Source organism: Prochlorococcus marinus CUG1417, from assembly GCF_017695975.1.
Taxonomy (GTDB): Bacteria; Cyanobacteriota; Cyanobacteriia; order PCC-6307; family Cyanobiaceae; genus Prochlorococcus_A; species Prochlorococcus_A marinus_AG.
On record NZ_JAAORN010000001.1, the window covers coordinates 707,107 to 733,956 of the forward strand.

General features: G+C 33.2%; 30 protein-coding genes. 17 read left to right on the top strand and 13 right to left on the bottom strand.

Translation table 11 applies throughout. The features are described 5' to 3' along the window. Positions 1-53 precede the first annotated feature (53 nt). From HA140_RS04045 to ccsB, 5 genes are all read left to right on the top strand, one after another. A complete protein-coding gene (locus HA140_RS04045) occupies positions 54-767 on the top strand; it encodes a M15 family metallopeptidase (protein ID WP_209039836.1) in 714 nt (237 codons plus the stop codon). 130 nt (positions 768-897) lie between these two features. Next, positions 898-2,694, top strand: coding sequence for a translational GTPase TypA (gene typA / locus HA140_RS04050; RefSeq protein WP_209039837.1), 1,797 nt, complete (start codon positions 898-900; stop codon positions 2,692-2,694). An 11-nt stretch (positions 2,695-2,705) separates the two neighbouring features. Next, positions 2,706-3,074: a DUF309 domain-containing protein gene (locus HA140_RS04055; RefSeq protein WP_209039838.1), complete on the top strand. Its 369-nt coding sequence runs from the start codon at positions 2,706-2,708 to the stop codon at positions 3,072-3,074. 94 nt (positions 3,075-3,168) lie between these two features. Next, positions 3,169-3,897 (top strand): LPS export ABC transporter ATP-binding protein, encoded by a 729-nt coding sequence (lptB, locus tag HA140_RS04060; protein ID WP_209039839.1) that lies wholly within the window; start codon positions 3,169-3,171, stop codon positions 3,895-3,897. Between the two features lie 114 nt (positions 3,898-4,011). Continuing rightward, on the top strand, positions 4,012-4,941 hold the full coding sequence (gene ccsB, locus HA140_RS04065) for a c-type cytochrome biogenesis protein CcsB (RefSeq protein ID WP_209039840.1): 930 nt from the start codon (positions 4,012-4,014) through the stop codon (positions 4,939-4,941). A 21-nt stretch (positions 4,942-4,962) separates the two neighbouring features. On the opposite strand, the gene rpe is transcribed toward ccsB, so the two are convergent. Further along, positions 4,963-5,721: a ribulose-phosphate 3-epimerase gene (gene rpe / locus HA140_RS04070; RefSeq protein WP_209039841.1), complete on the bottom strand. Its 759-nt coding sequence runs from the start codon at positions 5,719-5,721 to the stop codon at positions 4,963-4,965. A 187-nt stretch (positions 5,722-5,908) separates the two neighbouring features. Between rpe and glpX the strand changes: the two genes are divergently transcribed. From glpX to HA140_RS04105, 7 genes are all read left to right on the top strand, one after another. Next, the gene (gene glpX / locus HA140_RS04075; RefSeq protein WP_011862804.1) at positions 5,909-6,910 is read left to right on the top strand and encodes a class II fructose-bisphosphatase; all 1,002 of its coding nucleotides are present in this window, start codon (positions 5,909-5,911) and stop codon (positions 6,908-6,910) included. An 18-nt stretch (positions 6,911-6,928) separates the two neighbouring features. Beyond that, entirely contained in the window at positions 6,929-8,239 is a 1,311-nt protein-coding gene (locus HA140_RS04080) for a glutamyl-tRNA reductase (protein ID WP_209039842.1), read from the top strand. Positions 8,240-8,369: 130 nt separating this feature from the next. Next, positions 8,370-9,665, top strand: a complete 1,296-nt coding sequence (locus HA140_RS04085) for a glucose-1-phosphate adenylyltransferase (RefSeq protein WP_209039843.1) — start codon at positions 8,370-8,372, stop codon at positions 9,663-9,665. A 95-nt stretch (positions 9,666-9,760) separates the two neighbouring features. Beyond that, positions 9,761-11,179: an NADP-dependent phosphogluconate dehydrogenase gene (gene gndA, locus HA140_RS04090; protein ID WP_209039844.1), complete on the top strand. Its 1,419-nt coding sequence runs from the start codon at positions 9,761-9,763 to the stop codon at positions 11,177-11,179. Then, a complete protein-coding gene (gene pgl, locus HA140_RS04095) occupies positions 11,167-11,904 on the top strand; it encodes a 6-phosphogluconolactonase (protein ID WP_209039846.1) in 738 nt (245 codons plus the stop codon). Before gndA ends, pgl begins: the two co-directional genes overlap by 13 nt. Before the next feature lie 30 nt (positions 11,905-11,934). After that, a complete protein-coding gene (locus tag HA140_RS04100; RefSeq protein ID WP_209039848.1) occupies positions 11,935-12,483 on the top strand; it encodes a CIA30 family protein in 549 nt (182 codons plus the stop codon). Beyond that, positions 12,473-12,859, top strand: a complete 387-nt coding sequence (locus HA140_RS04105) for a coat-like protein (protein ID WP_209039850.1) — start codon at positions 12,473-12,475, stop codon at positions 12,857-12,859. Before HA140_RS04100 ends, HA140_RS04105 begins: the two co-directional genes overlap by 11 nt. A 21-nt stretch (positions 12,860-12,880) precedes the next feature. On the opposite strand, the gene ilvD is transcribed toward HA140_RS04105, so the two are convergent. The 3 genes from ilvD to HA140_RS04120 are packed head-to-tail and all read right to left on the bottom strand — an operon-like array spanning position 12,881 to position 15,515. Further along, a complete protein-coding gene (ilvD, locus tag HA140_RS04110; protein ID WP_209039852.1) occupies positions 12,881-14,554 on the bottom strand; it encodes a dihydroxy-acid dehydratase in 1,674 nt (557 codons plus the stop codon). A gap of 23 nt (positions 14,555-14,577) precedes the next feature. Beyond that, complete coding sequence (locus tag HA140_RS04115) at positions 14,578-14,868, bottom strand: hypothetical protein (protein WP_011376338.1); 291 nt, start codon at positions 14,866-14,868, stop codon at positions 14,578-14,580. 29 nt (positions 14,869-14,897) lie between these two features. Further along, positions 14,898-15,515: a uracil phosphoribosyltransferase gene (locus HA140_RS04120; protein WP_209039853.1), complete on the bottom strand. Its 618-nt coding sequence runs from the start codon at positions 15,513-15,515 to the stop codon at positions 14,898-14,900. Positions 15,516-15,578: 63 nt separating this feature from the next. Between HA140_RS04120 and HA140_RS04125 the strand changes: the two genes are divergently transcribed. From HA140_RS04125 to purQ, 5 genes are all read left to right on the top strand, one after another. After that, positions 15,579-16,091 (top strand): pentapeptide repeat-containing protein, encoded by a 513-nt coding sequence (locus HA140_RS04125; protein ID WP_011818281.1) that lies wholly within the window; start codon positions 15,579-15,581, stop codon positions 16,089-16,091. A 9-nt stretch (positions 16,092-16,100) separates the two neighbouring features. Continuing rightward, positions 16,101-17,165 carry a GTP-binding protein gene (locus HA140_RS04130; RefSeq protein WP_209039855.1) on the top strand — a complete coding sequence of 355 codons (1,065 nt, stop codon included), beginning with the start codon at positions 16,101-16,103 and terminating at the stop codon, positions 17,163-17,165. A gap of 47 nt (positions 17,166-17,212) precedes the next feature. Continuing rightward, the gene (locus HA140_RS04135) at positions 17,213-17,377 is read left to right on the top strand and encodes a hypothetical protein (protein ID WP_209039857.1); all 165 of its coding nucleotides are present in this window, start codon (positions 17,213-17,215) and stop codon (positions 17,375-17,377) included. 97 nt (positions 17,378-17,474) lie between these two features. Next, positions 17,475-17,729 carry a phosphoribosylformylglycinamidine synthase subunit PurS gene (gene purS / locus HA140_RS04140; RefSeq protein ID WP_209039858.1) on the top strand — a complete coding sequence of 85 codons (255 nt, stop codon included), beginning with the start codon at positions 17,475-17,477 and terminating at the stop codon, positions 17,727-17,729. Position 17,730: 1 nt separating this feature from the next. Further along, positions 17,731-18,396, top strand: a complete 666-nt coding sequence (purQ, locus tag HA140_RS04145) for a phosphoribosylformylglycinamidine synthase subunit PurQ (protein ID WP_209039860.1) — start codon at positions 17,731-17,733, stop codon at positions 18,394-18,396. Between the two features lie 50 nt (positions 18,397-18,446). On the opposite strand, the gene fba is transcribed toward purQ, so the two are convergent. The 9 genes from fba to HA140_RS04190 all read right to left on the bottom strand — a co-directional run bounded on the left by fba (position 18,447) and on the right by HA140_RS04190 (position 26,844). Next, on the bottom strand, positions 18,447-19,520 hold the full coding sequence (fba, locus tag HA140_RS04150) for a class II fructose-bisphosphate aldolase (protein ID WP_209039862.1): 1,074 nt from the start codon (positions 19,518-19,520) through the stop codon (positions 18,447-18,449). A gap of 92 nt (positions 19,521-19,612) precedes the next feature. Continuing rightward, a complete protein-coding gene (locus HA140_RS04155) occupies positions 19,613-20,710 on the bottom strand; it encodes a Gfo/Idh/MocA family protein (RefSeq protein WP_209039864.1) in 1,098 nt (365 codons plus the stop codon). Positions 20,711-20,712: 2 nt separating this feature from the next. Continuing rightward, the gene (locus HA140_RS04160) at positions 20,713-21,105 is read right to left on the bottom strand and encodes a hypothetical protein (RefSeq protein ID WP_209039866.1); all 393 of its coding nucleotides are present in this window, start codon (positions 21,103-21,105) and stop codon (positions 20,713-20,715) included. 1 nt (position 21,106) lies between these two features. Next, positions 21,107-21,988 carry an acetyl-CoA carboxylase, carboxyltransferase subunit beta gene (accD, locus tag HA140_RS04165; protein ID WP_209040236.1) on the bottom strand — a complete coding sequence of 294 codons (882 nt, stop codon included), beginning with the start codon at positions 21,986-21,988 and terminating at the stop codon, positions 21,107-21,109. 139 nt (positions 21,989-22,127) lie between these two features. Continuing rightward, a complete protein-coding gene (locus HA140_RS04170; protein ID WP_209039868.1) occupies positions 22,128-23,024 on the bottom strand; it encodes a phosphoribulokinase in 897 nt (298 codons plus the stop codon). 89 nt (positions 23,025-23,113) lie between these two features. Then, positions 23,114-24,187, bottom strand: a complete 1,074-nt coding sequence (leuB, locus tag HA140_RS04175; protein ID WP_209039872.1) for a 3-isopropylmalate dehydrogenase — start codon at positions 24,185-24,187, stop codon at positions 23,114-23,116. A gap of 28 nt (positions 24,188-24,215) precedes the next feature. Then, positions 24,216-25,250: a UDP-3-O-(3-hydroxymyristoyl)glucosamine N-acyltransferase gene (gene lpxD, locus HA140_RS04180; protein WP_209039874.1), complete on the bottom strand. Its 1,035-nt coding sequence runs from the start codon at positions 25,248-25,250 to the stop codon at positions 24,216-24,218. A gap of 20 nt (positions 25,251-25,270) precedes the next feature. Beyond that, positions 25,271-26,353, bottom strand: coding sequence for a glutamate 5-kinase (gene proB / locus HA140_RS04185; RefSeq protein WP_209039876.1), 1,083 nt, complete (start codon positions 26,351-26,353; stop codon positions 25,271-25,273). Further along, positions 26,350-26,844 (bottom strand): YqeG family HAD IIIA-type phosphatase, encoded by a 495-nt coding sequence (locus tag HA140_RS04190; protein WP_209039878.1) that lies wholly within the window; start codon positions 26,842-26,844, stop codon positions 26,350-26,352. Before HA140_RS04190 ends, proB begins: the two co-directional genes overlap by 4 nt. Between the last annotated feature and the right edge of the window lie 6 nt (positions 26,845-26,850).

Consider the following 26,850-nt stretch of genomic DNA (forward strand, 5'->3'; position numbering starts at 1 on the left):
TCTTAAAATAATAGTTAATATCGAAATATCTTTTCCAAATTCACTTCTAAATATTGGAACTAAACAAAGATATCGATCAATTTGATATACCACTTGCCAAAAGAACCTACCTAAATAATCCAAATTCAACATTATTAAAGAAATTATTAGTATTTTCTCCATTTCTTTTTCTTATCTTTTCTGTGGCTGCATTGCGATTAATCAGAAATATAGAGATAGGATCTCTTGGCAATATAAATGTTCAGGTTCAGACAAATCACGACCATAGAATTTTGGGCCATTTACCCTATGCTGAAATTCCTAAGGAGAAGCTAGTTTTAATTGAGCCCAATATTCAAGTTCACATTGATATGCGTGATTCTTTGTTGGAGATGAGGGATGAAGCAAAAAAGAATGGGATATACTTAGTTTTCTTGAGTGGTTATAGATCAATAAATTTGCAAAACGAAATCTTCTATTCTCTTAAATCTATTAGAAATCAGGAAGCTTCAGAAAGAGCTAGGGTTTCAGCCCCCCCTGGATATTCTGAGCATAGTACTGGTTTTGCAATTGATATTGGTGATGCTACTCAAAGAGAAACAGACTTTGAGACCGAATTCGAAAATACTGATGCCTTTAAGTGGTTAATAAAGAATGCAGCTAAATTTCATTTCAAGTTATCGTTCACCAAAGATAATAAATTTATAGATTATGAACCTTGGCATTGGAGATATGAGGGGTCAATTGAAGCTTTAAAGGTTTTTGAAAATTCAAATAGAAAATCATAAATCTAATTCATTAAATTAAGTTATTCAATAAGATTATGTTTTTCAAAGTCTTAAAGAGAAAATTTTCATAATAAGCATTCTTTGAGTTAGCCTTAATAAAGTTAATCTACTATTTATATAAAATTTATAAATGTCATCTTCGATAAAAGAAATTAGGAATGTTGCAATTATTGCGCACGTAGATCATGGTAAGACAACTCTTGTGGACGCATTATTATCTCAATCAGGAATATTTAGAGACAATGAAGTCATCCCCACATGCGTGATGGATTCGAATGATCTAGAAAGAGAAAGAGGGATAACAATACTCTCAAAAAATACTGCTGTGAATTACAAAGATACCAGAATTAACATTATAGATACACCAGGACATGCAGATTTTGGAGGAGAAGTAGAAAGGGTTTTGGGAATGGTTGATGGTTGTCTACTTATCGTTGATGCTAATGAGGGGCCAATGCCTCAAACAAGATTTGTTTTGAAAAAAGCATTAGAAAAAGGACTTAGGCCTATAGTTTTTGTAAATAAAATTGATAGGCCAAGAGTAGTCCCAGAAATAGCAATTGATAAGGTATTGGATTTGTTCTTAGAACTAGGAGCAGATGATGATCAATGTGATTTTCCTTATCTTTTTGGAAGCGGCCTTTCTGGTTTTGCAAAAGAAGAGATGGAATCTAATAGTGACAATATGATGCCTCTTTTTGAAGCTATTATTAGACATGTTCCACCTCCAGTAGGTGATGCCAACAAGCCTCTTCAGCTACAAATAACTACTTTGGACTATTCTGATTTCTTAGGGAGAATAGTAATTGGAAAGATCCATAATGGAACTATAAAAAACGGCCAACAGGCTAGTTTAATTAAAGAAAACGGAAAAACTATTAAAGGCAAGGTTAGTAAGCTTTTAGGATTTGAAGGATTACAAAGAATTGATATAAATGAAGCATTTGCAGGTGATATTGTTGCTGTTTCTGGTTTCGATGACGTCAATATTGGTGAGACCATAGCATGTCCCGATTCTCCCCATCCACTTCCATTAATCAAAGTTGATGAACCTACCTTAAATATGACTTTTGTTGTTAATGATTCTCCATTCGCGGGTAAAGAGGGGAAATTTGTTACTAGTAGACAATTAAAAAATAGATTGGAAAGGGAACTTTTAACAAATGTTGCCCTAAGGGTCGAAGAAACTGATTCTCCCGATAGATTTTCAGTTTCAGGAAGAGGAGAATTACATTTAGGTATTTTGATTGAAACTATGAGAAGAGAAGGGTTTGAGTTTCAAATCTCACAACCTCAAGTGATTTTCAGAGAAATTGATAATGTTGAATGTGAGCCTATTGAGACTTTGGTTTTAGATGTACCTGAAGTATCCGTTGGCTCTTGTATTGAGAAACTTGGATCGAGAAAAGCAGAAATGAAAAATATGCAGACAAGTTCAGATGGGAGAACTCAATTAGAATTTCTTGTGCCATCAAGAGGACTTATTGGGTTTCGCGGTGAATTTGTTCGTATAACTAGAGGTGAAGGTATCATGAGTCACTCATTTTATGAATATAAACCTAAAACAGGAGATTTTGAAACCAGAAGAAATGGAGTCCTTATAGCTTTTGAGGAAGGTGTGGCCACATTTTATGCATTAAAGAATGCTGAAGACAGGGGAGTATATTTCATTAAACCTGGGGTTAAAGTTTATAAGGGAATGATAATTGGGGAGAATAATCGACCACAAGATCTTGAGTTGAATATATGTAAAACTAAGCAGTTGACAAATATGAGGTCTGCAGGGGCAGAAGAACTCGATACTTTGCAGTCACCTGTTGATATTACGCTTGAAAGAGCGCTCGAATATATTGGTCCAGATGAAATGCTAGAGGTAACACCTGATTCAATAAGAATGAGAAAAATAAATAAAAAGAAAAGAAATTAATAATTAATTTCATGAACGAAGAAAGTACAAAAAGTTTTAAAGATTCTCTTTTTACTGCTTTAAATCTTTTTAACAATCATGAATGGTATGAGGCTCATGATGCTTTTGAAGAAATATGGAATTCCGTTGATGGAGACGAAAGACAAGTTATTCAAGGAATTTTACAAGTATCTGTCTCTCAGTTTCACTTAAGTAAGGGTAATTTGAATGGAGCTACTATTTTGCTTGGAGAGGGTTTAGGTAGAATAAAAACTAGAACTAAGATTGATTTAGGAATTGATCTTGAATCCTTCTGCCAATGTTTGGAAGATTTATTGAGGAAATTACAATATGAAGAGCTATTAAATGAGAACGATAAGCCTTTTTTGAAACCTCTTTGATGAATATGAATTTATCTTTATCTTTAATGAAATTATTATTGTCTATTCCAGATTTTTTTCAAGAAAACAAGAAAACTAATCAATCTCAAGAAAAATGAACCTAAAGATTCATAAAGTATCCCTTTCAATTAAAGGAAGATTAATCGTAAATGATGTTTCTATAATTGTAAATCCAGGAGAAGTTGTAGGTTTGATGGGACCTAATGGTGCGGGGAAAACTACCACTTTTAATCTTGCCGTTGGGAATATAAAACCTGATAAAGGTGAAATTTTAATGAATGGAAAAAATATAACCAATCTCCCTCTCCCAATTAGATCAAGACTTGGTTTGGGTTATTTAACTCAAGAAGCGAGTATATTTAGGGACCTAACTGTTAAGGATAATATAGATTTAGCTTTGCAGAATTCATCTTATAGTAGAGCAGCAATTAGAAATAGAAGAGAACAATTAATTAATGAATTTAATCTGAATAACTTTGTAGATAATTATGGTTATCAACTTTCAGGAGGAGAGAGGAGGAGGTGTGAGATAGCTAGATCTCTCACGGTAGGCAGAAAGGGACCTAAATATTTGTTATTAGACGAACCTTTTGCTGGGATCGATCCTCTAGCTGTTAATGATCTAAAGAAACTAATTCTTAAATTAAGTAGTGATGGGGTGGGGATTCTCATTACAGACCATAATGTGAGGGAAACCCTTCTTATTACTAACAAATCATATGTATTAAGTGAAGGAAAAATTTTAGCTAAAGGTTCATCAAGTGAATTGGCTGATAATCCAATAGTCAAGAAGTATTATCTAGGAGATAATTTCAAACTTTGAAAAACTTTTTTAAAAATAAATTAAAACTTTATTATTAAAGATTTACTCATATAAGTGGGATTTTAATTATTATTTGTTTGTCATTAATTATTAAAACTTGAGAAATTTCTAGAAATGATACTAGATAATTTTTTTAAAAATTTAATATATGAACCGGTTTCAGTTTTAGGTCTTTTAGTTTTTTATTTTTTATTAATTAACTTACCACTTTCTTTGGGTGCAGTTTTTAAAAAAAAGTCTTCTTCTGCTGTAAGACTTATTACGATTTTAGTGAACTTATTAATAACATTACAATTACTTTTTAGGTGGTCAATCTCTGGTCATTTTCCTATTAGTAATTTGTATGAATCTCTTTATTTTCTTACTTGGGGTATCACATTAGGTCAACTATTGGTTGAAAGAGAATACCAAGCTCCAATAATTCCCTCAATTGCCATACCTATTGAGTTACTAACTGTGGCTTTTGCTTGTTTTGTTTTGCCTGAGGATTTGAAATTATCATCCAATTTAGTTCCAGCTTTAAGGTCTAGTTGGTTAGTAATGCATGTTAGCGTCGTAATGCTTAGTTATGCAGCATTAATAATAGGTTCTTTACTTTCTATGTCCGTTTTGTTTATTAATAAAAATAAGCCGCTTCAAATCAGAAGTAGTTCTACAGGTATAGGAGGATTTAAACTTTCAAATAGTTACCCTGTAAATGATTTAGTTGAACCTATTGAATTTTCTCATTCGGAAGAATTAGATACATTAAGTTATCGTTCTATATTAGTAGGTTTTGTTCTTTTGACTCTCGGATTAATTTCAGGAGCAGTTTGGGCTAATGAGGCCTGGGGTACATGGTGGAGTTGGGATCCAAAAGAAACATGGGCATTTATCTCATGGTTGTTTTATGCTGCTTATCTGCATATGAGAATAAGCAAGGGTTGGCAAGGACGCAAACCAGCATTATTAGCATCTACAGGCTTTTTAGTGGTTTTAGTATGTTACTTAGGAGTTAATTTCTTAGGAATAGGGTTACATAGTTATGGCTGGATATTTGGGTGATTTGTTAATCTCTCAGAATATTTATTGAGGTTCAGAAAGAACATTCCCCTTTTGAGCTTCTTGTGCAACTTTTCTCAAGTCATCACATCCCTCTTTTAATGTTGGATAAGCAAACATTCCACTACCTGCAATAAAACAATTAGCTCCAGCATCTGCACATTGTGAAATAGTCCAATTTGCTTTTATTCCTCCATCAACTTCAATGTCGACATTTAAGTTTTTTTCGATAACAAAGTTTCTTATCTCTCTGATTTTATTAAGCATTGTTGGTATATAAGCTTGTCCACCAAAGCCTGGATTAACTGTCATAACTAAAACATGATCAACCATGTCCATAATGTTTTTAATCATTTCAAAGGGAGTATGAGGGTTTAATGCAACGGAAGGAGATCCTCCTAAATCTCTTATTCTTCCAAGAACTCTATGCAAATGAATATTTGCTTCCGCATGAGCTATTACTACTCCTGGTTCACCATTCGCTCCCTTTGTGGCGTTTACATAAGATTCAAGCATGGTTTCACAGTTGTATTGACTCACCATTAATTGAGTTTCAAAAGGGACATCGCAATATTTCCTGCATGCCGCAATCATTTCAGGACCGAATGTGAGATTTGGCACGAAATTCCCATCCATTACATCAAATTGAATTCTATCTACTCCAGCTTCCTCGAGCTCTTTCACACATGCCCCCATATTTGCCCAATCTGCTGGTAAAACTGATGGAATTATTTGAATTGGTCTATTAACACCAGCTAAAATTGTTTGATTTGACTCAGTCATTTAATTTTTAAAATATTTAATAAAGATACTATATTTGGTTGTTTATTCCTAATTTCAAGTCACGGCCTGATAAAGTATCACCTGTAAAGAGTTAAAAAAAGCTTACTAGCATAATAATTCTTATAAAAAATGACATTTTTTATGAGATCATACTCAAAACCTTTAAGAAAATCCTCAAAATTTAATTGTGAATCAAACTTTAATTCAAGAAATTCTCGAAGTTGTCGAGCAAGCAGCTATTGCCTCAGCAAAACTAACAGGTCTTGGTCAAAAAGATGAAGCTGATGCTGCAGCTGTAGAAGCAATGAGATTGCGAATGGGCAAAATTGAAATGAAAGGGAAAATTGTCATTGGAGAAGGTGAAAGAGATGAAGCACCTATGCTTTATATAGGTGAAGAGGTTGGGAGTGGAAATGGCCCAGGGGTTGACTTTGCAGTAGATCCTTGTGAAGGAACAAATCTTTGTGCGAATAATCAAAGAGGCTCTATGGCGGTTTTAGCTGCCTCTGATACTGGTGGTCTTTTCAATGCACCTGATTTTTACATGAACAAATTAGCAGCGCCTCCTGCGGCTAAAGGTAAGGTGGATATTAGAAATTCAGCTACTGAAAACTTGAAGATACTTAGTGATTGCTTAGGCCTTTCTATTGATGAGCTTACAGTAGTTGTAATGGATAGAACTAGGCATAAAGATTTAATTAAGGAGATTCGAGGATGTGGTGCAAAAGTACAACCGATTTCTGATGGTGATGTTCAAGCTGCGATTGCATGTGGTTTCGCAGGTACTGGAACACATTGCTTGATGGGTATAGGTGCAGCTCCAGAGGGCGTTATTTCAGCTGCTGCTATGAGAGCTCTCGGCGGACACTTTCAAGGACAACTAGTGTATGATCCAGCCATCGCTCAAACTTCTGAATGGGCTGATTACACAAAAGAAGGAAATATAAAACGTCTTAATGAAATGGGCATAACAGATATAGATAAAATCTATGAAGCGAATGAATTGGCATCGGGAGAAAATGTTGTTTTCGCTGGAAGTGGAATAACTGATGGATTATTATTTGACGGTGTTAAATTTGAAAGGGATTGTGTTAGAACAAGTAGTCTAGTAATTAGTACATTAGATAGTACTGCAAGGTTCACAAATACTGTCCATATAAAAGATGGTGCTAAGAGTATCAGCCTTTAAAAATTCACTTTTGATTTTATGCATATTGTTGTCGTCGGACTGAGTCATCGCACGGCACCTGTTGAAGTGCGTGAGAAGTTAAGTATTCCTGACCAATCCATAACAGAGTCATTGAAGGCGTTAAAAGCTTTCTCTGATGTATTAGAGGTGTCAATTTTAAGTACCTGTAATAGGCTGGAAATATATGCGCTAGTAAAGGATAAAAATACTGGAATTTCGTCAATTAAAGAATTCATATCAGAATATTCTGGAATTACTTTTGAAGATTTAAATCCACATCTTTTTTGCTTCAGACAAGAAGAAGCAGTTTTGCATTTAATGAAAGTCTCGGCAGGACTCGATAGCCTCGTTTTAGGGGAAGGACAAATCCTCTCGCAGGTAAAAAAAATGATGAGATTAGGTCAAGAGAATCAATCTACTGGACCAATTCTTAATAGATTATTAACTCAATCAGTTAGTACAGGTAAAAAAGTAAGATCCGAAACAAATTTAGGAACTGGAGCCGTGTCAATCAGTTCAGCAGCGGTAGAACTAGCTCAATTAAAAATTGGACAAGAAAAGGGTTTTGATAATCTTGTAAGTTTGGAATCAGAGAACGTTCTTGTTGTTGGCGCCGGACGAATGAGTAGGCTTTTAATAACTCATTTAAAATCAAAAGGATGTCATAAACTTATCCTTTTAAATAGAAATATTGATAGAGCATTAAATCTTGCTCAAGACTTCCCTGATTTAGAGATTGTTTGTAAAGGGTTAAACCAATTAGAAGAAAACATATCATTATCTTCGCTTGTTTTCACCAGTACTGCTTCTGAAGAGCCAATTATTGATCTCAGAAAAATTGAAAAAATAAATTTGAGTAATAGACTTAAATTTATTGATATTGGTGTTCCGAGAAATATATCTAATGATGTCAAACAACATGAATTTGTAAAATCATTCGATGTTGATGACTTACAAGAGGTCGTTTCAAGAAATCAAGAATTTAGACAGAAAATAGCAAAGGAAGCGGAATCTTTAGTAGAAGAAGAAAGGATCATTTTTCTAGAGTGGTGGGCAAGTTTAGAGGCCGTTCCAGTAATTAATAAACTTAGATCAGATTTGGAGTTAATTCGAAAAGAGGAATTGCAAAAAGCACTTAGCAGAATGGGGCCAGATTTTTCAGCTCGAGAGAGAAAAGTTGTGGAAGCTCTGACTAAAGGAATAATTAATAAAATACTTCATACGCCTGTTACCAAGTTGAGAAGTCCTCAATCAAGAGAAGAAAGACAAGTTTCTTTGAAAATCGTTGAAAAATTGTTTTCTTTGGTAGAAGAGGATAAAAATAACTAACTTTTTACGATTTATATTAAGTTTTACCAGTGATTTATCGAAATACCTTTGTAAACTGACCATTTGAATTTCTAAATATGCCCATAATCAGTTACTTTAAGTAGTTGTATATATACCTCCATTAGATTGAATGAAGCGTGTGTTGGCCATAATCCTCGGAGGAGGAAAAGGTTCTAGACTTTACCCTCTAACAAAAATGAGGGCTAAACCTGCTGTGCCTTTGGCAGGAAAGTATCGTTTGATAGATATTCCCATTAGTAATTGTATAAATTCAGGCATTGAAAAAATGTACGTATTGACCCAGTTCAATAGTGCATCTCTAAATAGACATATAGGAAGAACCTATAATTTAAATGGCCCTTTCGGCCAAGGATTTGTGGAGGTTTTAGCGGCACAACAGACTCCTGATAGTCCGAAGTGGTTTGAAGGTACTGCTGATGCTGTAAGAAAATATCAATGGTTATTTCAAGAATGGGATGTTGATGAATATTTAATATTGTCAGGTGATCAACTGTACAGAATGGACTACAGTTTATTTGTTCAACATCATAGAGATAATGATGCTGATTTAACTGTTGCAGCTTTGCCTGTTGATGAAGCTCAAGCAGAAGGTTTTGGCTTAATGAGAACCGATGATGTAGGAAATATAAAAGAATTTAGTGAAAAGCCTACTGGAGAGAAGTTGAAGGCTATGGCAGTAGATACTTCAAAATTTGGGTTAAGTAAGGAGTCGGCTGCCGAAAAACCATATCTAGCCTCTATGGGTATTTACGTTTTTAGCAGAAATACTCTTTTCGATCTTCTAAATAAATTTCCTAATTATACGGATTTTGGTAAGGACATAATTCCAGAGGCCCTCAAGAGAGGCGATACTCTTAAAAGTTATGTATTCGATGATTATTGGGAAGATATAGGCACCATTGGGGCATTCTTTGAGTCAAACCTTGCATTGACTGAGCAACCCAAACCTCCATTTAGTTTTTATGATGAGAAATTTCCAATTTATACTAGACCTAGATTTTTACCCCCTTCTAAACTTGTAGATGCTCAAATTACTGATTCAATTGTTTGTGAAGGTACAATTTTGAAGTCATGCAGTATTTTACATTGTGTTTTAGGTGTAAGAAGCAGGATTGAAAGTGACTCGGTTCTCGAGGATACTCTTGTTATGGGAGCCGATTTCTTTGAATCTCCTGAAGAGAGGATTGCATTAAGAAAAGGGGGCGGAACACCTCTTGGAGTAGGTGAAGGGACTACTGTAAAAAGAGCAATTCTCGATAAGAATACAAGAATTGGTGATAATGTCGTGATTATTAATAAAGATCGAGTAGAAGAAGCAGATAAGCCAGAATTAGGCTTCTATATCAGAAATGGAATTGTTGTAGTTGTTAAAAATGCAACTATTGCAAATGGAACTGTTATTTAAATCTTTTCCATCATTTTTCGCTGACATAAGTGTTTTTTTTGAGCAATTTTGTTGAGTTGCAGGCACACTATATTTATTGAGTTTTTTAATTTTTTATGTCCAAGGCACATTTTGGTTTAATAGGTCTTGGTGTTATGGGCGAAAATTTAGTTCTTAACGCAGAGAGAAATGGATTTTCTAGTGTAGTTTTTAATAGGACTTTCTCAAAAACCGAAGAATTTTTACAAGGTCGCGGCCTTGGCAAGAATATAGAAGGAGCTGAAACTCTTCAAGAATTTGTTAATAAGCTAGAGAGACCTAGAAGAATTCTCATGATGGTAAAAGCTGGGCCAGCAACAGATGCTGTTATTGATAATATTTCTGGATATCTCGAGGAAGGAGATTTATTAATAGATGGCGGTAACTCTCAATTTAAAGATACAGAAAGAAGGGTGAATACTCTTGAAAGTAAAAGTTTTGGATACATTGGGATGGGAGTCTCTGGAGGTGCTAAAGGAGCTCTAGAGGGTCCAAGTATGATGCCCGGTGGTACTAAGGCTTCATATGATGCAATAGAAAGCTTACTAACAAAAATGGCTGCCAAAGTTGAAGACGGACCATGTGTTGCATATGTTGGACCAGGAGGCTCAGGTCATTTTGTAAAAACTGTTCATAACGGAATTGAATATGGAATTGAACAAATACTTGCAGAAGCTTATGACCTTATGAAGAGAGTTAAAGGTATGAATGGACAGCAGATGTCAGAGGTATTTGGTATTTGGAATAATACTGATGAATTAGCTTCTTATCTTGTTGAGATAACAGAGATTTGTCTAAATACAAAAGATGAGATAACTGGAGATGATGTCGTTGAAAAAATATTAGATAAGGCTGGCCAGAAAGGTACAGGTTTATGGACTGTTGTAAGTGCTCTAGAACTGGGGGTATCAGTCCCAACTATTTATGCATCTTTAAATGCAAGAGTAATGAGTTCTTTAAAAGAGCAACGTAGTGAGATTGAAAAAACTATTCCATCTAAAGAGATAGAGGATTTTGATTTAGGAAATATATCAGATGGAATGAAACCTTTATTTGATGCTGTAGTCCTTGCCACAATTGCTAGCTATGCCCAAGGTATGGATATTTTAAGAGAAGCATCTGCGGTATATAACTATGATTTGAATATGCCGTCAATTGCTCAAATATGGAAAGGTGGTTGCATAATTAGATCAAAATTATTAAGTAAAATTCAAGATGCTTATAACAAAGAACCTAATCTAAAAAATTTAATTTTTGATGATTGGTTTAATAATGAAGTTGCGACAAGATTAGATAACTTAGCTAAAGTAGTTTCTCTATCCACAAAGGCAGGTATACCAGTTCCATGTTTATCTAGTACTTTAGATTATTTGAATAGTTATAGAACCAATAGACTTCCTCAGAATCTTGTTCAGGCAATGAGGGACTGTTTCGGTTCTCATACATATGAAAGAATTGATAGGGAAGGTAGTTTTCATACTGAATGGATGAAATGATTGAAAAGGTCAAAAATGGATACACCTTAAATATATACAAAGACAAGTTAGAACTATCAACAGCGGTTTTTAATTTTATTCAAAGCCACATTATTCATACCTTAAAAAAGAAAGACAGATTCAAATTTTGTGTAAGTGGAGGTTCAACTCCTAAATCTGTGTATCATCTCTTATCTAATAATGATCTTAGATGGGATATGGTTGATGTCTTTTTAGGAGATGAAAGATGTGTTGATCCAAATTCAGAATTAAGTAACTCGTTAATGTTGAGAAATTCTTTGTTAACTAATTTTGGATCTAAAGCTTATTTTTATGAAATTTTCAATGATCTAAACGCTGATGATGAAACTACCAAAAATCAATTTATTTCTAAATTATTTGAAAAATGCGGATCAAACCCGCCCTCATTTGATTTGACTTTGTTAGGTCTTGGAGACGATGGTCATACAGCTTCATTATTTCCTTATCAAAAAAATAACAATGTAGATGATTTTGTGATTTTTAATGAAGGCAAAGGATTAAAAAGAATTTCATTAACGCCAAAGGTTCTTTCAGCCTCATCAAAGATAGTATTTTTGGTTAGTGGAGCTAATAAAAGAATTGCTCTTGAGAGGTTGTTAGATGAGAAAGAGCCGCCAGATAGAACACCATCAAAATTAATAAAATCTATTAATCAAATTTCAATATTTTGCGATCAGGATTCAGCAAAAGAATTAGAAATTTAGTTAAAGTCTATTAATAATTTAAATTATTTAATGAGTAAGAAAAAATTTTTATTCCAGAAAAAGGAGTTCGATGGTTGGAAAACATTAAATGATACTGTTATGGGCGGATCAAGTTCAGCTTTTTGTGAAATTTCAAATTCTGGTTTGTTATTAAAGGGTAATATTGTCGAGAAAGCTGGAGGATTTGTTAGTTGTAGATCGCCTATTTATAAACCCTCTTTAAATGTATCTGAATATTCATCCTTCGAATTAAATATTGATGGACAAGGAAGAACTTTTAAATTTGCTGTTGCTTGTGAAGATGATCTTCTTGGACTAACCGAATTTATTCCTGGTGGTCTTAGATGGATTAAATCATTCCCAACAAAAAAATTCGGAACGACAAATGTTCAAATTCCGTTTAGTGAGCTAAAACCTTCAGTAAGAGCTAATAAGGTACGGTTCCCATTTAAATTCAAGCCTTCTAAAATTAGAAGACTGCAACTACTACACTCTAAGTTTGGTGATGATGGATTACTTAATAATGAGTTTAAACAGGGTTCCATAAAAGTTTTAATTAAATCAATAAGTGTTATTTGAAAATCCATCTAAAAATATAGAGAGCTTAATCGCTAAGTCAGCAGATTTAACAAATAAACCTTTTGTGCATTCTGTCGTAAAAATAAATGGTGAATACGAAATCGAAGAAGGAGATATTGATTTGACGGTTAATATCTTATGTCGAGATAAAGAAGGTAAAAGATTAGAAATTTACGATCTTGAATTAGAACTTTTTAAATCAAATAAAGAGTTAGTTTTAGTTATTTCTAAGCTTAATTTTCCTGATGAACCAATATTGTGGTGTGGAGTTAAAACATTGTGGATGAATAGCAATAATGGAAAAAAATGCAACTCACCAAAATACAGCGCTAGATTGGAAAACCTAGCAAATAGGATAAAAAGCTTTATTGATTAAGAAAATAAATTTTGAGCTGATCTATAAATCAGTAACTGCCCCTAAACTTGATGTGCTTACGATTTTCGAATATTTTGAAAGTATCCCTCTCTTGTATTTTGGTTCAGGCTTTACCCAATCCTTTTTTCTTTTTTCTAATTCTTCGTCAGATAAATCAACTTCAATAAGTTGCTTTACAGCATCTACTGTAATTAAATCACCTTGTTTTATTAGAGCAATATTTCCGCCAACAGCAGCCTCTGGGGCTATATGACCCACAACTAAACCATAAGTACCTCCGCTAAATCTGCCATCGGTAATTAAGGCTACCTTCTCTCCGAGCCCTTGACCAACAATTGCAGATGTTGGAGCTAACATCTCTCTCATGCCTGGTCCTCCTACAGGTCCTTCGTTTCTAATAACAACAACATCACCAGCTTTGATATCATTATTCAATATCGATTTTAAACAATCCTCTTCACTTTCAAAGATCCTTGCTGGACCTGTTAATACAGGGTTTTTTACTCCGCTAATTTTAGCTACGGAACCTTCGCTCGCTAAGTTACCTTTTAATATCGCTAGGTGCCCCTTTTGATAAAGAGGATTATCTATGTCTCTTATGACTTTTTGATTTGTTGGAGGCTTATCTGGAATATTCTGTAAGTATTCTGAGATAGTTTTCCCTTCAATATTTTTGCAATCGCCATGAATTAATCCTGCATTCAAAAGTATTTTCATTACTTGTGGAATCCCACCTGCATTATGAAGATCCACCGTAACATATTTACCACTCGGTTTAAGGTCACAAATAACGGGTACTTTTTGTCTGATTCTCTCAAAATCATTAATGTTGATATCTATTCCTGCAGTATTTGCAATTGCTAAGATGTGCAATACCGCATTTGTTGAACCCCCAATTGCCATAATGACTGAAATTGCATTCTCAAATGCTTTCTTCGTCATTAGGTCTAGAGGTCTTATATCTTTTTCTATCGCAGAGACTAATATCTCAGCACTTTTATCTGCACTTAGTTCTTTTTCAAGATCTTCAGCAGCCATAGTGGAACTGTGAGGAAGACTTAACCCTAACACTTCAATAACAGCAGACATTGTATTAGCTGTAAACATCCCTCCACAACTACCAGCACCGGGAATACAATTTTTCTCAACTTGGATTAGCCTTTCTTCATTGATTTTGCCTGATGTTAATTGTCCAACAGCTTCAAATGCACTAACAACAGTAAGATCTTCTCCATTTAACTTTCCAGGTTTTATTGTCCCTCCATAAATGAAAATTGAGGGAATATTCATTCTTGCAATCGCTATCATGGCACCAGGCATATTTTTGTCACATCCTCCTATAGCAAGCACTCCATCCATACTCTGAGCATTGCATGCTGTTTCAATTGAATCGGCAATAACTTCTCTTGAAACTAGAGAATATTTCATGCCCTCTGTTCCCATAGAAATGCCATCACTTACTGTTATAGTTCCAAACATTTGAGGCATCCCACCTGATCTTTTTATTGACTCTTCAGCTTTGAGAGCAAGCTTATTTAAACCTATATTGCATGGTGTTATGGTGCTGTATCCATTCGCAACTCCAATAATAGGTTTATTAAAATCTTCATCATTAAATCCAACAGCTCTTAACATCGATCTGTTAGGGGATCTTTGCACACCTTGGGTTATTGCAGATGATCTGAGTTTATTCATATTATTTGAGAACCTTTTTTATTCTATTGTCCCAACTCTTCAAGTTGCTTCCTTACATCAGCAATTGCAGAATTTAGTTGCTCAACTTTCTTCTCCAAATTCTCTCCTTCAACTTCATTTATATTTTCATTTGAATCAATCGCTTCAGAACCGTCTTGAATTCTGGAGGAATACATCATTGCTTTTTGTTTTTTTTCCTCCTTTCTTTTGTCTGCTTCGGAAATTAACCACCAAGCTAGACCTGCTGCTCCAATAAAAGCACCGCTTATTAATGATAAAAGATTATTTGAAGACGAATCTCTGTATTCAGACATTGGTAAAATATTTACTCCTATATTCTATATTAGTTCTTATCTTGAAATATAGTACTTAAACGCAATAAAGGATTCCCAATCCCCGGTCGTAATGATTTTGTTTTTTCGTCTTCCTCATCTATGCAAGAAGTGTAAATTACCTGATTAGGGAATAATTTCGCAATTTCATTTAACCCTTTATTTGAGCAAATAGCAGTTATTAAAAGAATCCTATTTGAATCAACACCTAATTCCTTTAATTTAATTAAAGTTTCTAATGTTGCTGATTTTGTTGTTATTTGTTCTGAATAAAATATGACTCCTTCATTTGATTCAATAGTTTTAGGAAGTTCTCCTAATGAGAGGGTTGAATTAGGAATTACTTCTTTAGATCCAAACCAAAGAGATAACCCTTCGGGCAACATTGCGAGCACTTTTATTGGATAATCATTATTAATAAAGAATCCATCTGCGTCCCCATTATCAGTATTTACTATTTCTTTTTTATATGGCAGCCAATTTCGTAATGCTTCATATGTAAGCCATTTCCCTAATTGCTCATATCCTGTTGAGTACAAAATATTTGGAGTATTTTTTTCTCGCAGTATTGAAAGCCAATGTTTTATTAATGGATGAGGAGGAACAATAACCTTTAATGACATTGCCATATATTTTCCTTTAAGATACTCTTACAAACTTTAAATACTTAAGTTCTAAAATACAGTCTTATTATGATTAAATCAATTGTTTTCCCCTCACTAAAGAATGCATTAATTACTTTGTTGTTCGTTGGGATTTTATTTTTTAATTCTGTAAATTCTGCATGGGCTAAAAGACCTCCTGAGATTAGAAACCAGCAAGACCTTAATTTAGAGCCAGATATGCATGGTCAAGATTTAAGTGGTAACGAATATGTTAAGTTTGATTTGAATGGGTTTAATTTCAGTGAAAGTAATTTAGAAGGCGCGGTGTTCAATAACAGTAAATTGCAAAATTCAAAGTTTAATGGAGCCAATTTAAGAGATGCACTAGCTTATGCAACGGATTTTACAGATGCAGATCTTTCGGATGTTAATTTTACAAATGCTTTATTGATGGAGAGTAATTTTGAAGGAGCAAAAATAGATGGTGCTGATTTTACTGATGCTGTTCTTAGTCGTACACAACAAAAACAATTATGTGCGATTGCTAATGGCACAAATAGTTCTACAGGAGAGAGTACAGAATATAGCTTAGGGTGTTAATCATTAAAGATGAAAAAAAAAATACCAGTTATCGTTGTTTCAGGATTTCTTGGTTCAGGTAAAACAACTTTTCTAAGATATCTATTAAAAGAGAGTAATAAAAAATTTGGTTTAATAATAAATGAATTTGGGGATGTTGGAATTGACGGTGATTTGATTAAAAGTTGTGATAAATGTGATGAATCTGAAGACGACTGCATAATCGAATTAAACAATGGATGTTTATGTTGTACTGTTCAAGATGATTTTGTTCCATCAATAAAAGCTCTCCTAGAATTTAATCCTTCTATCGAATCAATAATTATCGAAACAAGTGGCTTGGCACTACCAATTCCCTTAATTCAAGCACTTAACTGGCCTGAGATCAGGTCTTCCATCTACCTTGATATTGTTGTTGGTATCGTTAATGGAGAATCAATGCTTAATGGTTCACCAATTAATGATTTAAATAAAATAACAAAACAATATAATGAAACAGATAAAATTGATCACAACGCCAGTATAGATGAACTTTTTGAGGAGCAACTAGAAGTTTCTGATATCGTTTTAGTCTCTAGATCAGATATCTTAAATGATGATCAGTTTGACGTTGTAAAACATAGAATTCAAGGAAGTCTAAACTCATCTACACCAGTCCTTAAATCCAATAATGGCAAAATTGATTTGAACTATCTATTTGATTTTAATTTTAAAAAAGAGACTTATAAAGAATTTTTAACTGAAGAACATGACCATAATCATGTTGAACTTGTATCAGATTCAATAAAATTAAGTTATTTCCTTGAAAAAAATAACTTTGAAAAGGAGATGTCAAAAATCTTGGATGAATTAAACATTCTTCGAATAAAAGGACGTATTTGGATACCAAACAAATCATTGCCTTTACAAATACAAATTGTTGGAAAGAAAATTAATACTTGGTTTGAAGAAGCTCCAGACAATTGTTGGAGACCAAATGATAATGCTGGGCTTGAATTAGTAATAATTTCCTTTGATGAAAAATCTATAAAAACTTTCAATAGAAAAATTAAAGAGAAATTTAAGATTTTAAGTGAACCAAAAATAGCAATTTGACATTATAGTTAGCTGTCGGGATACTTAGACAGTAGAGACAGCCCAAGATGAAAAATCCAAAAATTGCTTTTAAACAAATAATCTCTGACGAAGTTACATCAATTGATAAAATAAAATGTTCAAAATGTGGAGGATCAGGGAATTTTAAAACACATGAAAATTCAAGAAGAACTTGCTTAGTATGTTTTGGTAGAGGCTACATAAACATCTAATAATTCAGAAAACCTTAAGGTAAAAATATTTGTTTATTAATCAATAGTACTTTTTATTAAAATTTAAACTAATCTTCTAGTAGAAATTAATTTTTAATTGGACCAATTTGCTGCAAAAGTTTTTATAAGACTAAGACCCTCAGTCTTGGATCCAGCAGGAGAAGCTACCAAATCTGCCTCTATAAAACTTGGAGCCGAGGGAATAAAATCATTACGTATAGGAAAAATGATTGAGGTAAAAATAGAAGGTAATGGTGAAAAGGACGTAAGAGAAAAAATTGATTTATTGTGTGACAGGTTATTTGCAAATACTGTTATTGAAGATTATGAGTATTCACTAGAAAAACTATAAGATGGATAATTTTATTGTAGGAGTTGTTGTCTTCCCTGGTTCTAATTGTGATCGAGATGTTTCATGGGCATTGGAAGGTTGTTTAGATATAAGAACAAAATACTTGTGGCATGAGTCATCAGATTTAAGTGATGTGGATGCAATAGTTTTACCTGGAGGATTTAGCTATGGTGATTATTTAAGATGCGGAGCAATTGCGAGATTCTCTCCATTAATAAATGCCTTGGATGAGTTCGTTAAAAGTGGGAAAAGAGTTTTAGGAATTTGTAATGGGTTTCAAATTTTGACAGAATCAGGATTTTTGCCTGGCGCTCTTGTTGCAAATAAAAATCTTAATTTTATCTGTGATGACGTTGAATTGGATATCGTTTCTTCAAAAGGAGGTTGGTTTAAAAATGAAGATGAAAAACAAACTATTAAGTTGCCAATAGCGCATGGGGAGGGAAGATATCATTGTGATTCTGATACTTTAAAAAAACTTGTAGATAATGAATTGATTGCTTTGAGATATAAAAATAATCCCAATGGATCCTCATTCGATATCGCAGGCATAACTAATGAAAAGGGAAATGTTCTAGGTTTAATGCCTCATCCTGAAAGAGCATGTGACGAGACAATTGGTGGGACTGATGGTCTCTTTACATTAAAATCATTAATATTGAAATAAAAAAGACCCCCAATTTTGGAGGTCTTTTTTTTATTTAATTTGGGATGAAATTAAACAGTAGCTTTTACTTTTGGATCTAAATCGCCTTTTGCGTAAAGATCAGCAAAATAATTAGTGCTATTTTGTTTGATCTTACTTGCTTGACCTTCGCACCAGAACTGCTTGTATCTATCAAGACAAACTTGCTTCATATATTTTCTAGCAGGCTTGTTGAAATGTCTTGGGTCAAAGTTTGCCTTATCAGCAAATGCGGCCTCTCTGACCGCGGCAGTGAATGCAAGCCTGTTATCGGTATCAATGTTCACTTTCCTAACTCCATTTCTTATTCCCTCTTGAATCTCTTCAACAGGAACACCATATGTTTGAGGAATTTCACCACCATATTTGTTAATGATATCCAACCATTCCTGAGGCACTGAACTAGATCCATGCATTACAAGATGTGTATTTGGAATTGCTTTATGGATTTCAGCAATTCTGCTTATTGCAAGAACTTCTCCTGTAGGTTTCCTTGTGAATTTATATGCACCATGACTTGTACCTATAGCAATTGCTAATGCATCAACTTTTGTTTTAGCTACAAAATCTGCCGCTTCTTCAGGATCAGTCAAAAGCATATCAGTAGAAAGTTCACCTTCAAATCCATGACCATCTTCTGCCTCACCTTTTCCTGTTTCTAATGAACCTAAGCAACCCAACTCTCCTTCGACACTTACTCCAACTGAATGAGCAAAATCTACTACTTTTTTAGTAACTTCAACATTATATTCATAACTAGCAGGTGTTTTTGCATCTGCCTCTAGAGAACCATCCATCATTACTGATGTGAAACCATTTATTGCTGCTGAATAGCATGTTGATGGCTCATTACCATGGTCTTGGTGCATTACCACTGGAATATTTGGATATGTTTCTGTAGCGGCAAGGATTAGATGACGTAAGAAAATTTCTCCTGCATAATTTCTTGCCCCTCTTGAAGCTTGGAGGATAACTGGACTATCAGTTTCATATGCTGCTTCCATGATTGCTTGAACTTGCTCAAGATTATTAACATTGAAAGCTGGAATACCGTAACCATTCTCAGCAGCGTGATCTAAAAGTAGTCTTAGTGGAACGAGGGCCATAATTAAAATAAGTTAGATGCTATACAAAGCACTTGTTTCCGCGAGTTTAGTACAAAGAGGGATCAAATGTCACGTAATTAGATATACAAAATCTATATTTTTATATTTAACCCGCTCTTCGACGATTCTCTTATGGCTTCGCAAACTTTATGACTAGCAAGTCCTTCGCATAAGCCTGGAATGATAGGTGTTTTATTAAAAATACTCTCAGCCCATAAATTTTGAATTCTCAAAACTGGAGCTATCCTCCCATCAGTCCATGTTTTTTCGAAATTAAAACTTGAATCTGCAGTTAGATTTTGTATTTTATTTTCGCTGTTTGAATATTTCAAATTAAAACCATGGACATAATCTTTTTGGTTCTCGCTTTTAAGAATAAGTGAACCTTCGCTTCCATATATTTCTAAACTAAAACCTCTACCGTTTTTAGAAATCGATGATAATGATACCTGACATGGAATAAGATTCGAGCTGTAGTTTGATATTTCTATATTCGCTAAACATACATCTTCACTAGTAACATCATTTAAATCAGATGAATTAGGTAAAGGTCTTTTTTTTATTGATGTTGCTAACTTGCCAGTCACGCTTATTGCTTCTCCAAAAAACCAATTCAACATATCGAATGCATGAGTACCCAAGGCGCCAATAACTCCTCCACCTTTTTCTTCCAATGAATACCAATTCCAGGATCTTTTGGGATCGGATCTACTGCCCATTAACCAATCTAATTTGACTAAATATATATCTCCTAAGATATTTTCATCAATAAGTTTTTTTGTCTGAAGGAAAAGAGGTACTGCTCTATATTCAAAATCAACACATACGCTTAAATTATTTATCAAAGATAATCTTTGAAGCTCTTCAATTTCTGAGGAGGATATTGAAACGGGTTTTTCTAAGAACAAATTTTTATTATTCTCAAGAGCTTGTTTCGCTAACTTGAATCTTGATTCAGGAGGGGTGGCAATAATAATTCCATCAATTTTTGGAGATTTAACTAAGTCTTCCCAATTATGAAAAAAATCTAAGCCCGTTTCTTTTTCTAATATCGATTTTTGCTTTTTCTCGTAATGATAAATAGCTACAGGAGTTAAGTGATCAGAATGCTTTAATGCCTCTAAATGAACTTTTTTCCCAAACCCCAGTCCAGCGATTGCTATTTTTAATTTTTTATTTTTTGTATTCATTTTTATCCATCAATAAACTCTAAACAGCTATTTTCAATAACAACATCTAAGAGTTCATCATTATTAGAAGTTTGCCATTTTGAATTGAATTGAGGAATTCCATTTATTGATGTATCTTTGAACTTCTTTTCATTACAATTGATTCTCATTACATAAAGTGATAACTCTCCATCATCATCAGAATTAGTTGGATTCTTAAAGAACTTTGTTAATACACTTATTTCCCCATTTGGGTGAGGCTTAATACTCCCTTTATCAAGCCATTCTTTCCCATCATTATTCTCTTTAAGGAGAACCCAATCAACATTTCCTAACGCATATGAATAGGAGGCAAAGTTAAAAATAAAGAGTAAAAGGCTTAAAGAAAAATAAAATAAATTAGAAATTATTCTCATTTTATATATTTGCTTCTGCAAGTTCTTTTACTCCATGGATCTTTAAAATTTTAGTCAAAGTAGTCTTGAGATCTTTCCTTTTCACTATTACATCAACAAAACCATGCTCAAGAAGATATTCAGCTGTTTGAAAATTATCGGGTAATTTTTCTCTTAATGTTTGTTCAATAACCCTTCTTCCCGCAAATCCAATAAGTGCTTTAGGTTCCGCCAAAATCAAATCACCTAACATCGCAAAGCTAGCTGTTACCCCTCCAGTGGTTGGATGAGTTAACAATGGCATATATAGGAGATTTTTCTCTTTATGTTTTTTTAGTGCTCCAGAAATTTTTGCCATTTGCATGAGACTTAACATACCTTCTTGCATCCTTGCCCCACCTGATGCACAAACAATAAGAATTGGGTAATTTTCTAAAGTTGCTCTCTCAATTATCCTTGTAATTTTTTCACCAACTACTGAACCCATAGATCCTCCCATAAACCTAAAATCCATAACAGCTAATGCTAAAGGCATTGTATTTACTGAACAAAAACCTGTTATGACACCATCTCTTAAACCTGTACCTGCTTGACTTTCCTTAATTCGATCAGCATAAGACCTTCTATCTTTAAAACCTAAAGGATCTGTAGGACTTAGTGAACTATCAAATTCTTTGAATGAATTTTTATCAGCAATTATATTTATCCTTTCATCACTATTAATTCTATTATGGTGACCACAATTACTACAAACATTGAAATTTGAAATTAGGTCTTTTCTATAGGCTACTTGCGAACACTCTGAACATTTAACCCACAAACCATCTCCTTCATCAGTATCTTGGGAAACTTTCCCAACAAATTGATCTTTACGCCTTGCGGCAAACCAGTCGATTAATGACACAACGTTTCCTTTTTTTCTATTTAAATCTAAGTTAGGTACTTTTATCAAGAAAGATATATAAATATTTGAGATTTTCTAAATTAGAAACTCCTTAAAAGTTAAAAATATAATTATTTGAGTTAATAATCGAAATTAATTATTATTTATTTTTCTCCTCAATCATTTTATGAATTATTGGAGTAAGAATTAGCTCCATTGCGAAACCCATTTTTCCACCATTTACAACGATACTTGTTGGACTTGACATAAATGAATCGTTAATCATTCCAAGCAAGTATTGAAAATCAATACCCCATTTCTCTCTTGCCCCCTTTCTGAAATGTATGATCACAAAGCTCTCATCAGGAGTTGGGATATTTCTGCATATGAAAGGATTTGAAGTGTCAATTGTGGGTATTCTTTGGAAATTAATATCGGTTTTGCTGAATTGTGGGCAGATATGATTTATATAATCAGGCATTCTTCTCAATATCGTATCCACAATGGTTTCCGCTGAGTAACCTCTTTCTGCGTTATCTCTATGGATTTTTTGAATCCACTCTAAATTTGTTATTGGAACAACGCCAACAAGTAAATCAGCATAAGACGCCACATTGTATCCATCACCTTCTACCCCGCCATGCAAACCTTCATAAAAAAGTACGTCTGTCCCTTCAGGAATATCTTCCCATGGAGTAAATTGCCCAGGTTCTAGGGATGTTCCAAGTCTTGTGTTATGTTCTTCTGCTTCTTCAAGACTATGTAGATAATATCTTTTCTTTCCTCCTCCAGTTTCACCATAGATTTTAAAAAGTTCTTCTAACTTGTCAAAAAGATTAGCCTCTGGACCAAAATGAGAGAAATTTTCACCTTTTGCAAGAGCCTCTGCCATAGCTTTTTTCATAGGCATTCTTTCAAATCTGTGGTAACTATCGCCTTCTACAACTGCGGGAACAATATCTTCTCTGGCAAAAATATGCTCAAAGGCTCTTTTTACTGTACTTGTTCCTGCTCCTGAAGATCCTGTTACAGCGACTACTGGATGACGTTTTGACATTTTTTAAAAACAATATCTAATGATTCTGACAGGTCATATGCCAACTTTATGTTTTACTTAAAAATATTTTTTTATTTATTAATTTTTTTTTAAATTTCATCCATTATTTTATCTCCGATTTCACTGCAAGATAAAACTTCAGTAGACCCATCAGCTAAATCTGCTGTTCTAAATCCGTTTGATAAAACTTTATCAATGGCATTTTCTAAATTTTCTGCAGCTTCTTCTTCATTTAATCCAATTTTTAACATCATGGAAGTAGATAAAAGCATTGCAATAGGATTAGCTATGTTTTTACCAGCTATATCAGGCGCCGAACCATGAACAGGTTCAAAAACGCCTGGGCCATTATTGTTTAAAGAAGCAGATGGAAGCATACCGATAGAACCAGTTAACATTGCGGCTAAATCGCTTAAAATATCTCCGAATAAATTACTAGTTAAAATCACATCAAATTGACTAGGATCTCTAACTAATTGCATTGCTGCATTATCAACGTACATATTGCTTAGAGATATATTTTTATCTTTTGAGGTGATATTTAAAACTGTATCTCTCCACAATTGACTAACCTCAAGAACGTTTGATTTATCAACAGAACATATTTTTTTATTTCTTTGGCTAGCGATTTTTATTGCTATTTCAGTTATTCTTTCTATTTCGGTCGAATCATAAACCATCGTATTGAAAGCTTTTGGGATTTTTGTATTTGTTATATGTCCTCTTGGTTTCCCAAAATAAATTCCCCCTATTAATTCTCTTACAACAATAAGATCTACATGCTCAACGATTTCTTTTTTTAATGTACTTGCTTCCAAGAGAGATTTTCTTATTTTGACAGGCCTAATATTTGCGAAAAGGTTTAGGGCAGATCTTAACTTTAGTAACCCACTTTCTGGCCTTAATTCTCTTGCAAGAGAATCATATTTAATATCTCCAACACATGCTAAAAGTACTGCATCACTTTTTTTGCATTGATCTAGTGTCTCATCTGGAGCTGGAGTACCATATTTTTCATATGCTATCCCTCCAAATAATTTTTCAATAATCTCAATATCGAAATTATGATTTTTTGAAAGCTTTTTTAAAACTTTTTTTGAAACTTCTGAAATCTCTGGTCCAATTCCGTCTCCTGACAATAGAACAATCTTATATTTCTTCATTTAAATTTTTGTTTAATAGAACAATAAATTATTGCTTGTCTAATTGTCTAAGTTTTTTTGCTAATTCTGGTAATTTTTTAAAAATACTTGAACTCCTTAGCCATGATTTATTTTCCATCGCGGGGAAACCACTAATTACCTTGCCATCTTCTATGTCACAATGAATTCCGCATTTTGAACTCGCAATGACATTATTGCCAACTTTTACTCTATTATTTACTCCTACTTGCCCTGCCAAAATAACACCATCTCCAATATTTGCTCCTCCAGCTATACCAACTTGAGCTGCAAATGCACAATTCTTTCCAATTTTTACGCCATGACCTATTTGTATTAAATTATCCAGCTTTGTTCCCTCATCAATAAAAGTAAATCCAACTGCAGGTCTATCAATACAACAATTAGTTCCAATTTCTACAAAACTCATTATTTTTACCCCCCCTTTTTGCGGCATCTTTACCCATTTGCCATTTTCAGGAATAAAACCAAATCCCTCTGATCCAATAACAGAATTTGAATTAATTACACAATTATTTTTTAAGGTGGTATTTTCGTAAATAACACAATTTGGATGAATTATATTATTATTTCCTATTCGAACATTGCCTAAAATTGATGATCCAGGAAGAATATGATTATTGTCTCCAATGACAGTATTTTCTCCAATATAGACATTAGGTCCAATATGGCAACCTGTTCCAATTATTGCTGTTTTATCTATAACTGCTGAAGTGTGAATTCCTGGTTTAAAGTTGATAGTTTTATATAAACAATCCAATACTTCTGCAAATGCAATTCTTGGATTTTTAACGATTATGTTTGATATATTTAGTTTCTTTAGGGCACTAACGATTTCATCGTTGTTAGTAGTTATTATTGCTGATGCTTTAGTTTGATCTAATTTTTCTTTAAGAATATTATTTTCTTCTAAAAAAGATATTTGATGTTTAACTGCAGCATCTAATGAGGCAGCATCATCTATATTTAAATCTTCGAAAATTTTGGCACTAATAAAATTTGAATTTCCTTTTTTTATTAGATCAACTAAATCACTTAAAAGCATCTTTCAGTTTTAATATTTTTCTAAGAGAGAGCAAGAACATCTCTATGAACGACAATTATCGAGGAGTTGTTATTTTCTTTATTATTTAAGATACTTCTTAATTTGTCGCTACCTATTGATACTAAACCTTTTGCAACTTCTTTATCATTTGTATTTACGATTTTAACTGCCTGATTAATTGTAAAGTTTCCTTCTACATTTTTAACACCAACCGCTAAAAGCGAGGCACCTTTTTTTTTAATTGCAAAAGAAGCGCCATCATCTAAAGTAATTTTCCCTACTGTTTGAATTGCATGTGAAAGCCAACTTTTTTTGTTTCCAATAGGTTTTTCTATTGGATAAAATAAAGTTCCAATTTTATTATCATTAAAAATTTCAATTAAGTTTTTTTTATTAGTACCATCAACTAGTTGGACTTCGACACCTCCTTTTGTTGCTATTTCTGCAGAAATTAATTTTGTAGAAATTCCTCCTGTTCCCCATTCATTATTTGAGTTTTGAATATTTTTATCTTTAATTTCCTTTAATTCACTATTATGAACTTCTTTAATAGGTTGCGCATCTTTATTATTACGTGGATCTTTTGAGTATAGATTTTCAATATCGGTTAATAAAATAAGCTTGTTAGCATTTATAGCCAAGGCAACTAAAGCAGAGAGGGTATCATTATCTCCATATTTAAGCTCTTCATTTGCTACGGTATCATTTTCATTTACTATTGGAATAATATTCAAATCGATTAATCTTTTTAAAGTTTTAGAAGCGTTATTAAAGGATTCTCGTGAATTGAAATCAGCTTTAGTTATTAAAATTTGAGCAATATTAAAACCTAATTTGTTAAATACTTTATCGTATAAGGACATTAAATTAACTTGACCTACTGCAGCAGTAGCTTGAAGGGTACTTAAATCATTTGGTCTTGTTTTAATATTTAACTTTTGGCAACCTAATCCAACGGCCCCACTAGTTACTAAAATTAACTTGTTTCCTTTTGCAAGAAAACTTGTAAAGGATCTAGAAAGGTTTTCAATAACTTCTTCTGTAGATGTTTCCTCTGTTCCTCTTAAAATACTAGTACCAATTTTTATAACCCAAGTTTTCATTTTAAAAAATGAGAAATTAATTTTTCTATTGTCAAAGTTAAATTAAATTTTATAGGCAAGCCATCTCTATTTAATCTTTTAACTAATATTGTTTTTATATCACATCTATTCCCAACAATAATATCTGTAAAGATTCTGTCGCCAATAATGGCTATATTTTTTGGATCTCTGCCAATTTCTTTAATAGCTAACAAGGTTACTTTTTTTCTGGGTTTTGATGCATTGTATTTATACTTTAAATTTAATTCTTTCGCTATTTTTGCGATTCTTTTTTTTGATGGATTATTACTTATTAGATATAAGGAGAAAAGTTTTTTAGATTCTATGATCCAATTTTTTACAGCTTTTGGGATCATATTTGATCTTCTATTTACTAAAGTCCCATCCACGTCTAGCAATAAAGAATTAATTCCTTTTTTTTGCAACTCAGATTGAGAAATATTATATATTGGTAAGTTTGAATCCCAATTGACTTTTAGGATAGATCTCATTTTTTT

Coding starts and splice junctions, on each gene's coding strand:
- fba (WP_209039862.1), bottom strand. CDS start 19,520: ATGGCCCTCGTTCCACTAAGACTACTTTTAGATCACGCTGCTGAGAAT.
- HA140_RS04120 (WP_209039853.1), bottom strand. CDS start 15,515: ATGGCAATGTCATTAAAGGTTATTGTTCCTCCTCATCCATTAATAAAA.
- HA140_RS04125 (WP_011818281.1), top strand. CDS start 15,579: ATGATTAAATCAATTGTTTTCCCCTCACTAAAGAATGCATTAATTACT.
- HA140_RS04135 (WP_209039857.1), top strand. CDS start 17,213: ATGAAAAATCCAAAAATTGCTTTTAAACAAATAATCTCTGACGAAGTT.
- lpxD (WP_209039874.1), bottom strand. CDS start 25,250: ATGCTTTTAAGTGATTTAGTTGATCTAATAAAAAAAGGAAATTCAAAT.
- rpe (WP_209039841.1), bottom strand. CDS start 5,721: ATGACTGAGTCAAATCAAACAATTTTAGCTGGTGTTAATAGACCAATT.
- purQ (WP_209039860.1), top strand. CDS start 17,731: ATGGATAATTTTATTGTAGGAGTTGTTGTCTTCCCTGGTTCTAATTGT.
- proB (WP_209039876.1), bottom strand. CDS start 26,353: ATGAAAACTTGGGTTATAAAAATTGGTACTAGTATTTTAAGAGGAACA.
- HA140_RS04080 (WP_209039842.1), top strand. CDS start 6,929: ATGCATATTGTTGTCGTCGGACTGAGTCATCGCACGGCACCTGTTGAA.
- pgl (WP_209039846.1), top strand. CDS start 11,167: ATGGATGAAATGATTGAAAAGGTCAAAAATGGATACACCTTAAATATA.
- HA140_RS04130 (WP_209039855.1), top strand. CDS start 16,101: ATGAAAAAAAAAATACCAGTTATCGTTGTTTCAGGATTTCTTGGTTCA.
- gndA (WP_209039844.1), top strand. CDS start 9,761: ATGTCCAAGGCACATTTTGGTTTAATAGGTCTTGGTGTTATGGGCGAA.
- HA140_RS04055 (WP_209039838.1), top strand. CDS start 2,706: ATGAACGAAGAAAGTACAAAAAGTTTTAAAGATTCTCTTTTTACTGCT.
- HA140_RS04160 (WP_209039866.1), bottom strand. CDS start 21,105: ATGAGAATAATTTCTAATTTATTTTATTTTTCTTTAAGCCTTTTACTC.
- typA (WP_209039837.1), top strand. CDS start 898: ATGTCATCTTCGATAAAAGAAATTAGGAATGTTGCAATTATTGCGCAC.
- ilvD (WP_209039852.1), bottom strand. CDS start 14,554: ATGAATAAACTCAGATCATCTGCAATAACCCAAGGTGTGCAAAGATCC.
- ccsB (WP_209039840.1), top strand. CDS start 4,012: ATGATACTAGATAATTTTTTTAAAAATTTAATATATGAACCGGTTTCA.
- lptB (WP_209039839.1), top strand. CDS start 3,169: ATGAACCTAAAGATTCATAAAGTATCCCTTTCAATTAAAGGAAGATTA.
- HA140_RS04100 (WP_209039848.1), top strand. CDS start 11,935: ATGAGTAAGAAAAAATTTTTATTCCAGAAAAAGGAGTTCGATGGTTGG.
- HA140_RS04115 (WP_011376338.1), bottom strand. CDS start 14,868: ATGTCTGAATACAGAGATTCGTCTTCAAATAATCTTTTATCATTAATA.
- HA140_RS04170 (WP_209039868.1), bottom strand. CDS start 23,024: ATGTCAAAACGTCATCCAGTAGTCGCTGTAACAGGATCTTCAGGAGCA.
- HA140_RS04155 (WP_209039864.1), bottom strand. CDS start 20,710: ATGAATACAAAAAATAAAAAATTAAAAATAGCAATCGCTGGACTGGGG.
- HA140_RS04085 (WP_209039843.1), top strand. CDS start 8,370: ATGAAGCGTGTGTTGGCCATAATCCTCGGAGGAGGAAAAGGTTCTAGA.
- HA140_RS04190 (WP_209039878.1), bottom strand. CDS start 26,844: ATGAGATCTATCCTAAAAGTCAATTGGGATTCAAACTTACCAATATAT.
- leuB (WP_209039872.1), bottom strand. CDS start 24,187: ATGAAGAAATATAAGATTGTTCTATTGTCAGGAGACGGAATTGGACCA.